This is a genomic window from Pseudarthrobacter chlorophenolicus A6, assembly GCF_000022025.1.
Classification (GTDB): domain Bacteria; phylum Actinomycetota; class Actinomycetes; order Actinomycetales; family Micrococcaceae; genus Arthrobacter; species Arthrobacter chlorophenolicus.
Genome location: NC_011886.1, coordinates 2,441,224 through 2,453,175, shown reverse-complemented (window position 1 = coordinate 2,453,175; position 11,952 = coordinate 2,441,224). Strand labels below are relative to the sequence as shown.

At 66.5% G+C, this 11,952-nt stretch carries 10 protein-coding genes and 1 tRNA gene; 7 read left to right on the top strand and 4 right to left on the bottom strand.

Going from position 1 to position 11,952, the window contains the following annotated elements:
* Positions 1-75 precede the first annotated feature (75 nt).
* Genes ACHL_RS10995 through ACHL_RS10985 form a run of 3 tightly spaced genes read left to right on the top strand, consistent with a single transcriptional unit; the run spans position 76 to position 3,295 of the window.
* Positions 76-1,245 (top strand): Gfo/Idh/MocA family protein, encoded by a 1,170-nt coding sequence (locus tag ACHL_RS10995; protein WP_015937364.1) that lies wholly within the window; start codon positions 76-78, stop codon positions 1,243-1,245.
* Complete coding sequence (locus ACHL_RS10990; RefSeq protein WP_015937363.1) at positions 1,245-2,459, top strand: dihydrodipicolinate synthase family protein; 1,215 nt, start codon at positions 1,245-1,247, stop codon at positions 2,457-2,459. Before ACHL_RS10995 ends, ACHL_RS10990 begins: the two co-directional genes overlap by 1 nt.
* A complete protein-coding gene (locus ACHL_RS10985) occupies positions 2,456-3,295 on the top strand; it encodes a sugar phosphate isomerase/epimerase family protein (RefSeq protein WP_015937362.1) in 840 nt (279 codons plus the stop codon). Before ACHL_RS10990 ends, ACHL_RS10985 begins: the two co-directional genes overlap by 4 nt.
* A gap of 117 nt (positions 3,296-3,412) precedes the next feature.
* Here ACHL_RS10985 and xylB read toward each other — a convergent pair whose 3' ends face one another.
* Positions 3,413-4,831 (bottom strand): xylulokinase, encoded by a 1,419-nt coding sequence (gene xylB, locus ACHL_RS10980; RefSeq protein ID WP_015937361.1) that lies wholly within the window; start codon positions 4,829-4,831, stop codon positions 3,413-3,415.
* A gap of 2 nt (positions 4,832-4,833) precedes the next feature.
* Complete coding sequence (xylA, locus tag ACHL_RS10975) at positions 4,834-6,021, bottom strand: xylose isomerase (RefSeq protein WP_015937360.1); 1,188 nt, start codon at positions 6,019-6,021, stop codon at positions 4,834-4,836.
* Between the two features lie 143 nt (positions 6,022-6,164).
* Here xylA and ACHL_RS10970 point away from each other — a divergent pair, with 143 nt between their 5' ends.
* Positions 6,165-7,394: an ROK family protein gene (locus ACHL_RS10970; RefSeq protein WP_015937359.1), complete on the top strand. Its 1,230-nt coding sequence runs from the start codon at positions 6,165-6,167 to the stop codon at positions 7,392-7,394.
* A gap of 143 nt (positions 7,395-7,537) precedes the next feature.
* Here ACHL_RS10970 and ACHL_RS10965 read toward each other — a convergent pair.
* Positions 7,538-7,610 (bottom strand) — tRNA-Arg (locus ACHL_RS10965).
* A 207-nt stretch (positions 7,611-7,817) separates the two neighbouring features.
* Here ACHL_RS10965 and ACHL_RS10960 point away from each other — a divergent pair.
* From ACHL_RS10960 to ettA, 3 genes are all read left to right on the top strand, one after another.
* A complete protein-coding gene (locus ACHL_RS10960; protein WP_015937358.1) occupies positions 7,818-8,372 on the top strand; it encodes a single-stranded DNA-binding protein in 555 nt (184 codons plus the stop codon).
* A 325-nt stretch (positions 8,373-8,697) separates the two neighbouring features.
* Positions 8,698-9,132, top strand: a complete 435-nt coding sequence (locus ACHL_RS10955; RefSeq protein WP_015937357.1) for a DUF6993 domain-containing protein — start codon at positions 8,698-8,700, stop codon at positions 9,130-9,132.
* A 61-nt stretch (positions 9,133-9,193) separates the two neighbouring features.
* Entirely contained in the window at positions 9,194-10,876 is a 1,683-nt protein-coding gene (gene ettA / locus ACHL_RS10950; RefSeq protein WP_015937356.1) for an energy-dependent translational throttle protein EttA, read from the top strand.
* A gap of 68 nt (positions 10,877-10,944) precedes the next feature.
* On the opposite strand, the gene ACHL_RS10945 is transcribed toward ettA, so the two are convergent.
* Complete coding sequence (locus ACHL_RS10945) at positions 10,945-11,925, bottom strand: acyl-CoA thioesterase (RefSeq protein ID WP_015937355.1); 981 nt, start codon at positions 11,923-11,925, stop codon at positions 10,945-10,947.
* Positions 11,926-11,952 lie beyond the last annotated feature (27 nt).

The following is an 11,952-nucleotide window of genomic DNA, read 5'->3' as shown; positions in this document are numbered from 1 at the left end:
GCATGATGGAACCAGTGGGAATGCGCTTTCCCAATCAGGCTTGAGTAAAACTTGCTCACTCACCGTGGAGGACACATGGGCTTCGAAACAAAGACGATCCGCATCGCCATGAACGGCATTACCGGCCGCATGGGATACCGCCAGCACCTGCTGCGTTCCATCCTGCCGATCCGCGACGCCGGCGGCTTCACCCTGGAGGACGGCACCCGCGTGCAGGTTGAGCCCATCCTGGTGGGGCGCAACGAAGCGAAGATCCGTGAACTGGCGGAAAAGCACAAGGTCGCCGAATGGACCACAGACCTGGACTCGGTCATCAACGATCCCACGGTTGACGTGATCTTCGACGCCTCCATGACCAGCCTGCGTGCCGCCACCCTGAAGAAGGCCATGCTGGCCGGCAAGCACATCTTCACCGAGAAGCCCACCGCGGAAACCCTGGAAGAAGCCATCGAACTGGCCCGCATAGGCAAGGAAGCCGGCGTCACCGCCGGAGTAGTCCACGACAAGCTGTACCTCCCGGGGCTGGTCAAGCTCCGCCGCCTGGTGGACGAAGGCTTCTTTGGCCGCATCCTCTCCATTCGCGGCGAGTTCGGTTACTGGGTTTTTGAAGGCGACGTACAGGCCGCCCAGCGCCCGTCCTGGAACTACCGCAAGGAAGACGGCGGCGGAATGACCACGGACATGTTCTGCCACTGGAACTATGTCCTCGAAGGCATTATTGGCAAGGTCAAGAGCGTCAGCGCCAAGACGGCCACGCACATCCCCGCCCGCTGGGACGAGGCCGGCAAGGAATACAAGGCAACGGCCGACGACGCCTCTTACGGCATCTTCGAGCTTGAGACCCCCGCGGGAGACGCAGTGGTGGGCCAGATCAACTCGTCCTGGGCCGTCCGCGTCTACCGCGACGAGCTCGTGGAATTCCAGATCGACGGCACCCACGGGTCCGCTGTTGCAGGGCTCAACAAGTGCGTAGCCCAGCAGCGCGCACACACCCCCAAGCCCGTCTGGAACCCGGACCTGCCCGTCACCGAATCCTTCCGCGACCAGTGGCAGGAAGTTCCCGCAAACGCCGAACTCGACAACGGCTTCAAGCTGCAGTGGGAAGAATTCCTCCGCGACGTCGTCGCCGGCCGCGAACACCGTTTCGGCCTGCTCTCCGCCGCCCGTGGAGTCCAGCTGGCCGAGCTGGGCCTGCAGTCCAACGACGAACGCCGCACCATCGACATCCCGGAGATCACGCTCTAATGACGTCCCTCATCCTTCCCTCCCACGACGGCGGCACCAGGGAATACCGCCTGCAGGGCGGCACCACCTGGGCCCGTCCCTCCGCCCCCCTGACGGCGCGGCGGGCGTACGCCGCAGCCCACGTCATCCCCGAAGTCCTTGCCGACAACACCCCCGGTGCCCCGGCACGCCTGGACTGGGACGCCACGATGGCCTACCGCCACGAACTGTGGTCCTATGGCCTGGGCGTCGCCGATGCGATGGACACCGCACAGCGGGGCATGGGCCTTGACTGGGCAGCCACCCAGCAGCTCATCAAGCGCACCGGCGTCGAGGCGGCGTCCGTGGTTGCTGCGAACAACGCGGCCACCGCCGGCAAGTCCGTCCGTGACCTCGTGTCCTGCGGCGCAGGCACCGACCAGCTGGATATTGACGCCCTGCCCGCAGGCGAAGCCGGCCTCAAGGCTGTCCTCGAGGCCTACCGCGAGCAGATTGCCGTCATCAGCGAAGCCGGGCCGAAGGTCATCCTCATGGCCTCCCGCGCCCTGGCCAAGGTAGCCACGGGCCCGGAGGATTACCTGAACGTGTACTCCACCCTGTTGCAGGAAGTGGACCAGCCGGTCATCCTGCACTGGCTTGGCACCATGTTCGATCCCGCGCTGGCCGGCTACTGGGGCTCCGACGACGTCGCTGCCGCCACCGAGACCTTCCTCGGCCTCATCAAGGACAACGCGGACAAGGTGGACGGCGTCAAGGTCTCCCTGCTCGATGCAAGCCACGAGGTGGCCCTCCGGGCAGCCCTGCCTGCGGGCGTCCGCCTCTACACCGGCGATGACTTCAACTACCCCGAGCTCATCGACGGCGACGGCACGCACCACTCGGATGCGCTGCTCGGCATCTTCGCAGCCATCTACCCGGCGGCCTCGGTAGCCCTGCAGAACTACGACGCCGGCAACGCCGCGAAGGCCCGCGAGATCCTGGACTCCACCCGCGAACTGGGCAAGCACATCTTCAGCGCCCCCACCTTCTACTACAAGACGGGCATTGCATTCATGTCCTGGCTCAATGGCAAGCAGCCGGGCTTCCAGATGGTGGGCGGCCTGCATTCCGGCCGTTCCGTTTGCCACCTGGCCACGACCTTCGAACTGGCGGACCGGGCGGGCCTGCTGAAGGATCCCGCCCTCGCCGCCTTCCGGATGTCCGACTACCTGCGGATCAACGGGGTGGGAGTATGAACGACTTCTCAAGGTTGGCCATCAACAGCGCCACCACCAAGAAGTGGACGCTGGCCCAGGTAGTGGAGGGTTGCGTCAACGCCGGCATTCCCTCCATTGGCCCGTGGCGGGACCGCGTGGAGGAGGCCGGCCTGGACAAGGCTGCCCGCCTGATCAAGGATGCCGGACTGCGCGTCTCCTCGCTGTGCCGCGGCGGTTTCCTGACCGCGGCCGACGCCGAAGGGCAGGCTGCTGCGCTCGCCGACAACCGCGCAGCAATCCTGGAGGCCGTGGCCCTGGACACCAGGGAACTGTTCCTGGTGGTTGGCGGCCTGGCGCCGGGGGAGAAGGACGTCGTGGCGGCCCGGCAGCGAGTGGCGGACCGGCTGGCGGACCTTGCTCCCTTCGCCGCGGAAAACGGGGTGCGGCTGGTGCTGGAACCGCTGCACCCGATGTACGCCGCGGACCGCGCACTCGTCTCCACCCTTGGCCAGGCGCTGGACCTCGCGGCGCCCTTCGATGCGGCGACGGTCGGCGTCGCAGTCGACACCTTCCATGTCTGGTGGGACCCGGAACTGAAGGGGCAGATCGAGCGCGCCGGCCGCGAAAACCGCATCGCGTCCTACCAGGTGTGCGACTTCAACATGCCCATTGCCGCTGATCCGCTGCTCTCCCGCGGATACATGGGCGACGGCGTGGTGGACTTCGCCACCATCGGCACCTGGGTGCGCGACGCCGGCTACACCGGCGACATTGAAGTCGAAATCTTCAACCAGGAGATCTGGGACACCGACGGCAACACCGTCCTGTCCACGGTCAAGGAGCGCTACACGGAGCTTGTCCTCCCGTTCGCGTGACCCGGCACAGATAGCCCGTCCAGACCCGCGGGCTCCTGCTGCGTCACGGCAGGGGCCTGCGTCCCACATGCAGAAGACCCGGACCGCCAGCGGTCCGGGTCTGCCGCGCCTTGATGTTTAGGCGTAGCGGGAGGCGAGGTCCCGGTACCTTCCCAGCACTCCGCCGTCGTCCTTTTGCGCGGGATGTTCGACGGCGGCGCGTAACCACTCCGGGAAGGTTCCGGTGAGTGCGGCGGCGGCCTGGCGGGCGGCGCCGTCGGCTACGTACTCGCCGGGCTGCGGCACCACGACGTCCACCCCCAACAGCCGGGCCGCGGCATCCTGGACGGCTTCCGCCTGCGCGCCGCCGCCCACCAGCACGATGCGCTTCGCCTCCACGCCCTGTTGCAGGAGTGCGGCCAGCCCGTCAGCCAGGGAGCACACCACGCCTTCGACGGCGGCGCGCGCCAGGTTGGCCGGTGTGTAGTTTGCCCGAGTGATGCCGTGCAGGGAACCGGTGGCATCCGGCAGGTTGGGGGTACGTTCACCGTCGAAGTAAGGCACCAGGGTCAGGCCGCCGGCACCAGGTTGCGCTGACATGGCGAGCCTGTTGAATTCGGCAAGGTCCACTCCCAGCAGTTCCGTCGTTGCATCGAAGACCCGGGCGGCGTTCAGCGTGCACACGAGGGGCAGGTAGTGTCCCGCCGCATCCGCGAAACCGGCCACCAGACCGGTTTCATCCGCCGCCGGAGTCCCTGAAACCGCGAAGACCGTGCCGGAAGTGCCCAAGGACATCACCACATCGCCCAGTCCTGCGCCAGCGCCGAGTGCGGCTGCCGCGTTGTCGCCTGCGCCCGCTGCGAGCAGGCTTCCGGCCGGCGTCCGGCCCGCTGCCTCCAAGGGGCCAAGGACCCGCGGCAGTGCTGGTGCGTGGCCGAGCGATGCGGCCACGAGGTGGGGCAGGTACTTTCCCTCCGCCGTCGAGAAGTATCCGGTACCCGAAGCGTCCGAGCGGTCCGTGACCAGCGCATCAAGCCCTGCCGTGCCGCTCCCCGGGCCGTACCCGGCCAGGCGCCAGGACAGCCAGTCGTGCGGGAGGCAGACAGCGGCAACCCTGGCTGCGTTTTCCGGTTCGTTGTCCCTGAGCCAGTGCAGCTTGGTCAGCGTCAGCGACGCCACCGGGACTGTCCCGGTGGCCTGTGCCCAAAAGCGGGCGCCGGCGGCAGCATCGCCGTTGCCCGCCTTGTCGATGAGCTGCGCGGCGGCACCGGCGCTCCGTGTGTCGTTCCACAGCAGGGCGGGGCGGACCACGGCGCCGTCGGCATCAAGGCAGACCATGCCGTGCTGCTGGCCGGCAACGGAGACAGCGGCGACGTCGTCGAGGCCACCGGCCTGGGCGATAGCGTCCTGCAGCGCGTCCCACCACACATCAGGGTGCACCTCGGTGCCCTCGGGGTGTGGGGCGCGGCCCTGCCGCACCAAAACGCCGGTGCCTGCATCGCGGATGATCACCTTGCAGGACTGCGTGGAACTGTCGATGCCCGCGACAAGTGCCATGGTCAGCGGGCGTTGAGGAGGTGTTCGATGGCGAGCTGGTTGAGCCGGACGAAGGCGAAGGAGCGTTCGGCGGCCTTGTCGGCGTCGAAGTCTTCAAAGGATGCGGCGTCCGCGAGCAGGTCGGCGGTGGTTTCGCCGGCGTTGAGGGTGGGTTCGCCGAGTTCGAAGACGCCTGACGCTGCCAGGGCTTCCTGGACTTCGGGGTCGGCGCGGAAGGCCAGTGCCCGTTCCTTCAGCAGCAGGTACATGGCCATGTTGGCCTTGGCGGATTCCCAGACGCCGTCGTAGCCGTCGGTGCGGGAGGGCTTGTAGTCGAAGTGGCGGGGGCCGTCGTACTTCGGTCCGCCTCCCGGGAAGCCGTTTTCGAGGAGGTCGACGGTGAAGAAGGCGCTGGTGAGGTCGCCGTGGCCGAAGACGAGGTCCTGGTCGTACTTGATGCCGCGCTGCCCGTTGAGGTCGATGTGGAACAGCTTGCCTGCCCAGAGTGCCTGGGCGATGCCGTGGGTGAAGTTCAGTCCGGCCATTTGTTCGTGGCCGGTTTCGGGGTTCAGGCCCACGATGTCGCCGTGTTCGAGCTGGGCGATGAATGCCAGGCCGTGTCCGACGGTGGGCAGGAAGATGTCACCGCGGGGTTCGTTGGGCTTGGGCTCGAGGGCGATGCGCAGGTTGTAGCCCTTGTCCTTGATGTAGCCGGCGGCGGTGTCCACGCCTTCCTTCATGCGGTCCAGCGCTGCAGCGAGGTCTTTGGAGCCGTCGTATTCGCTGCCTTCGCGGCCGCCCCACATGACGAAGGTTTCGGCGCCGAGTTCTGCGGCGAGGTCGATGTTGCGGAGCACCTTGGACAGGGCGAACCGGCGCACGGAGCGGTCGTTGGAGGTGAAGCCGCCGTCCTTGAAGACCGGGTGGCTGAAGAGGTTGGTGGTGACCATCGGCACCTTGAGCCCGGTGTCTGCCAGGGCTGCGCGGAAGTTCTTGAGGATCAGTTCGCGCTCGGAGGCGGGGGCATCGAAGGGAACCAGGTCGTTGTCGTGGAAAGTGATGCCGTAGGCGCCCAGTTCGCTGAGTTTATGGACGGCTTCCACCGGGTCAAGCGCCGCGCGGGTGGCTACACCGAACGGGTCCGCGCCGGTCCAGCCCACCGTCCAGAGGCCAAAGGTGAACTTGTCGGCAGTGGTGGGGGAGAGAGTCATGATGCGTCCTTGCGATCGAAGTTCCGCGGTGTGCGGATATTTAGTTTATTGCCTGAACTTTATTCGCCGACGTACGCTGTGGTCAAGGGTCCGACGGTGCGGGCCAACAAATTTTCCTGGCGGGATCCGCAGCGAGGAGTGCCATGAGGTTGCCTGTTCCGGCTTCGACGTCCCACGGACCGGCGGCCCCGGGGAGCATGGGGGACGTACGCAGGAGCAACCTCTCCCTGGTCCTCGGTGCCATCGCCGGTGCACCCCGGGGCGCGTTTCCCACCCGTGCCCAGGTTTCTGCCGCCACCGGCCTGACCAAGGCGTCCGTCTCAAGCATGGTGATGGATCTTCTCGACGCAGGCCTGGTGCGCGAAGTCGGACTCAACGCGCGGGGGGAGCGCGGCCGGCCCGGGGTTGGCCTGGACCTGAACACCATGCGGGCCGTGATGGGCATGGAGGTCAACGTCGACTACATAGCTGCCGGCGTGATGGACCTGTCCGGGACAGTGGTGTTCCTGGAAGTCCGGGAACGCGACAACCGGGGAAACCAGCCTGAACCCGTCCTGGAGGCGCTCGCAGTCCTGGCGGCCAAAGCGCGCAGTAACGCGGGGGAGCGGGGCGTGGAAATCCTCGGCGGGGGCCTTGCCGTGCCCGGGTTGGTGGGGCCCGGAGGGACGGGAATCCTGAGCGCTCCCAACCTGGGGTGGACCGACGTCCACCTTGACCTTGGTGCCTTGCTTCCGGAGGCGCCGCTGGCCGTGGCACTGTTCAACGAGGCCAACGCTGCGGCCTTGGCTGAACTCCGGCACAGGCCCGGCAGTGACTCCGATTTCCTGTTCGTTTCCGGGGAAGTGGGCGTTGGTGGCGGCCTGGTCCTGGGCGGCGAACTCTTTACCGGGCCGGCCGGCCACGCCGGCGAAGTGGGACACGTGGTGGTGGACCCGGGAGGAACGCTCTGCTCATGTGGTGGGACGGGCTGCCTCGAAACAATTGCCGGCCAGGACGCGATAACCGCTGCCGCGGGCGTTGAAGGTGCCGGCGAGAGCCGCTCCGCAGCCATGCGCGGCCTCCTTGGAGCGCTTGCCGCGGGGGATGCCCGGGCGATAGCCGCCGTCGAACGGGCGGGCAAGTATTTGGGAATAGCCCTTGCGTCAACTGCGCGGGTGGTGGACATCGGTTCGGTGGTGCTCGGCGGCCACTTTGCCGTCCTTGACCAATGGCTGCGTGCCCCGCTGCTGCGCAGCCTTTCCACGTATGCGCCGGGGAAGCTGGCCCCCGAAAATGTCGTCACCTCTGCCGTGGGTGAGGAGGGTGCCCTCCTTGGCGCGGCCGGAAGCGTCCTGCGCTCGCTGGTGGACGCTCCGCACCTGCTGCAGAGGTAGCAGCGGGCAGGCCAGGGACCGCAGCGATCCGGTCTGGACACCTGGCGCGGCGCTTACGCGGTCCCATAGCCCGGCGGAACTCTTGCAGCCGCTGAAGCAACAGCGGTCCCGGCCTGCAGGTGCAGGCCGGGACCGCTTTTCGGTGCCCCAGGAGGGAATCGAACCCCCGACCGGCGGATTAGAAGGCCGCTGCTCTATCCCCTGAGCTACTGAGGCATTTGGTCTCCGGCTTCTCGGCCAGTGCCTCAAAAAGTTTACCCTGCCGCGGGTGCCGCTGCCGTCATCTGCAGGTGACTCTCCCTCCACATCCGGCTCCGGCGGCGCCTTATGCACATAGCCCCACCTGCCTCTCCTGCCGGACGCCTGGCGGCGCAATGCTGTTACTGCCTGCAACGGCACCACCATTGAGACAGGACGTGAAAGATGAAAGACCTAATGACCATCCGGGGCTTCGTTGCAACGGATGTAACGAGTTCCACCACCGGGCGCGGCACCGCGAAAGCATCCTTCCGTGTGGGGGTTACCTCGCGCCGCTTCGACGAGTCCGCCAAGGCCTGGGTGGATGAGCACACCAACTGGTTTACCGTCCATGGGTACCGCCAACTTGCGGGGACCATCGGGTGCAGCATCAGGAAGGGCCAGCCGGTCATCGTGGTCGGGAAACTGAGGCTCAGCACCTGGGAGAAGGACGGGCGTGTCTACCATTCGACAGTTATCTACGCCGATGCTGTGGGCCACGACCTTTCCCTCGGCTCGGCAAACTTCACCCGGACGTCGTCCAGGCCCTCGCTGTCCCTGGTGGAGCCACCCGCCATTCCCGACGACCCCCAGTCAGCCATGGGCCCGTCCCAGGACGAGCCGGAAGACCACGACTTCGACCATCCCGACGACGAAGCCCAGCAGGCCGTTGTCATTGAGGACAGTAACGGCGACCTCGCTTCCCTCGACCTCGAAACGGGGGAACTCGCCGAAGTCTAAGGCCCATCAGAGTTCAACGTCCTGCCAGTCCCGGGCGGGCGGAACGCGGCACCCCCCGGCCGCATTCCGTCCGCCCGCCACACGCCGCCGTCAATCAGTGGGAGCCCGCAGCAGGATGCGGCGAGCCGTACCAGCCCTGTGGACCGCCGGACTCTGCCGCGCCCTCGCTGCGCCCTTACTGCGGCCCGGCACATGGCAGAATGGCACCATGCGGCACTCCGGAACCTCCCGTCTCACGGCAACAGCGGGAGCAGTGTTGGTGCTGCTTTTGTCCGGGTGCGACAGTGGCCCTTCCCCAGCCGGGTCCGGCGCGGACAACCCGGCCATGGACCAGCAGGCACAGAGCCAGCAGTCAGAGAGCCAGCCGGCTCCGGAACAGCAGGCAGCAAGCGCCCCGCCATCCGCCTCGTCGGAGGTAGCGGCCACGCAAAACGCTCAGGCGCCGGCCACCACGTCCGATGCGGACAAGGCCGCCACCGAAGCGATGAAAGGCACCGTTACCCAAAGCCTCACCGGGTTGGCCGCGGGCACGCCAAAACCCGCCACGGCGCAGGTCACGGAGGTGCTCACTGCGGCGGGTATCGCCCCGGCAGCGCTTCAGGTATCGCAAAGCCGGACACCCACAGGGCTGGAGGCGGATGCCATCGAGGCCGCCGTTCTGCAGGGGAAGGATTGCGTGATCGGCCAGGTCCGCGAAGGGTCCGTCACTGTTACGGTCCTCCCCGTCCTCGCGAGCGGCAAGTGCTTCGTGGGGTCATGAGGCCATTGGCCCACTCAACGCGAATGTGAGTTATGCCCGCCAACCCACTAGATTTGGAACTATGGCGGAATTTATCTACACAATGACCAAGGCCCGCAAAGCCGTTGGCGAAAAACTCATCCTTGATGACGTAAGCATGTCTTTTTTCCCGGGTGCCAAGATCGGCGTGGTGGGTCCGAACGGTGCCGGTAAGTCCACCATCCTGAAGATCATGGCCGGGCTGGACACCCCGTCGAACGGTGAGGCCCGGCTGAGCCCCGGCTACACCGTGGGCATCCTGCTCCAGGAACCGCCCCTGAACGAGGAGAAGACCGTCCTGGGTAACGTCCAGGAAGGCGTCGGCGAGATCTACGGCAAGATCCAGCGCTTCAACGAAATCTCCGAGGAAATGGCCAGCCCCGACGCTGACTACGACACCCTTCTCGAAGAGATGGGCAAGCTCCAGGAAGCCATTGACGCCGCTGATGCCTGGGACCTCGACTCCCAGCTGGAGCAGGCCATGGATGCCCTCCGCTGCCCGCCGGCCGATGCCGATGTCACCAACCTCTCCGGTGGTGAACGCCGCCGCGTAGCGCTGTGCAAGCTCCTGCTGCAGAAGCCGGACCTGCTGCTGCTCGACGAGCCCACCAACCACCTCGACGCCGAAAGCGTGCTGTGGCTCGAACAGCACCTTTCCAGCTACCCGGGCGCAGTGCTGGCCGTCACCCACGACCGGTACTTCCTGGACCACGTGGCCGAATGGATCGCCGAGGTTGACCGCGGCCACCTGTACCCGTACGAGGGCAACTACTCCACGTACCTCGAGAAGAAGCGTGCCCGCCTGGAAGTGCAGGGCAAGAAGGACGCCAAGCAGGCCAAGCGCCTCTCCGAGGAACTCGAGTGGGTCCGCTCCAACGCCAAGGGCCGCCAGACCAAGTCAAAGGCCCGCCTGGCACGTTACGAGGAGATGGCTGCCGAAGCCGACCGTACCCGCAAGCTGGACTTCGAAGAGATCCAGATCCCGCCGGGACCGCGCCTGGGTGGCGTCGTCCTGGAAGCCAAGAACCTCCAGAAGGGCTTCGAGGACCGGACGCTCATCGACGGACTGTCCTTCACCCTGCCGCGCAACGGCATCGTTGGCGTCATCGGCCCCAACGGCGTCGGCAAGACCACCCTGTTCAAGACCATCGTGGGCCTTGAACCGCTCGACGGCGGCGACCTGAAGATCGGCGAATCCGTCAAGATCTCCTACGCTGACCAGAGCCGTGGTGGCATCGACCCCAACAAGACGCTGTGGGAGGTCGTTTCCGACGGGCTCGACTTCATCCAGGTGGGCAACGTCGAAATGCCGTCCCGCGCCTACGTTGCCGCATTCGGCTTCAAGGGACCGGACCAGCAGAAGAAGGCCGGCGTGCTTTCCGGTGGTGAGCGCAACCGGCTGAACCTGGCGCTGACCCTCAAGCAGGGCGGCAACCTGCTGCTCCTCGACGAACCCACCAACGACCTCGACGTGGAAACGCTGAGCAGCCTGGAGAACGCGCTGCTCGAATTCCCCGGCTGCGCCGTGGTGGTCTCGCACGACCGCTGGTTCCTGGACCGGGTGGCCACCCACATCCTGGCCTACGAAGGCGATGAGGAAAACCCGTCGAAGTGGTACTGGTTCGAGGGTAACTTCGAATCCTACGAGGAGAACAAGGTGGAGCGCCTCGGCCCCGACGCCGCCAAGCCCCACCGCGTGACCCACCGCCGCCTGACCCGCGACTAAGTCACGCGCCGGCCTTTTTCCATGTGATGAAGCACCGCCGGGCCAGCAGGAACGCGGCGGTCGGAGCCCTACGCCCGGCCGGCCTTGCGGAGCTGGTGCTCCAGCACCTTGGACTGGACGGCCCCTGCCACTTTGCTTTTCAGGTCAGAGGGCACGCGGACCATGCCCTCCTGGGCAACGGAGGCAACGTGCTGTCCGGCCCGGTTGAAGATTTTTCCTGTCGCCAGGCCCCGGGCCGACTGCGCACTCGGTGACTCCTGGATGTAGAGCAGCCACTCGTCCACGCGGGCCGGGCGGTGCCACCACATGGCGTGGTCGAGGCTGGCCACGTTCATGCCAGGCGTGATCCAGCTGAGGCCGTGGCGCCTCAGGATTGATTCCAGGAGCGTGTAGTCGCTGGCGTAGGCAAGGGCAGCACGGTGCAGGTTCGGGTTGTCCGGCATGGGGCCGAAGGTCTTCATCCAGACGGCGTTGGTGGCCTCCTTCCCGCCCGCCGCCGAAACATACAGCGGGGGGTTGACGTGCCGGATGTCGAACGGCCGCTCATAGGCCCAGTGCCGTGCCACGGGGTGGTCGAACTTCCCCAGCAGGTCTGCCGTGGTGGGGAGGCTCTCGGGGTCGGGGATCCCGGCCGGCATCGCAGATTCGTGCTCGATGCCTTCATCCTCAGTCTGGAAGGACGCGATCATCGAGAGGATGGGCGTGCCTTCCTGGTACGCGTGGACCCGCCGGGCGGAGAAGGACCGGCCATCCCGGAGCCGCTGGACCCCGAAGGTGATGGGCTTGTTGGCGTCACCGGGCCGGAGGAAGTACCCGTGCATCGAGTGGACAGCGCGGTCCTCCTCCACCGTCCTCGTGGCCGCTACGAGCGACTGTGCCAGCACCTGGCCGCCGAACACCCGGTGGTGCGGCTGCTGCTGGGACGGGCCAAGGAAGATATCCTCGTCAGTCCGCGCGCCTTCCAGTTCGCCCAGGTCCAGGAGTTTGATGAGCGACGACGTGGGGTCGCCGCCGGGAAGAGCCAGGATTCCGGCTTCGGCTTCAGTCATGGTCTGACTCTAGACGGACCCCCGGCA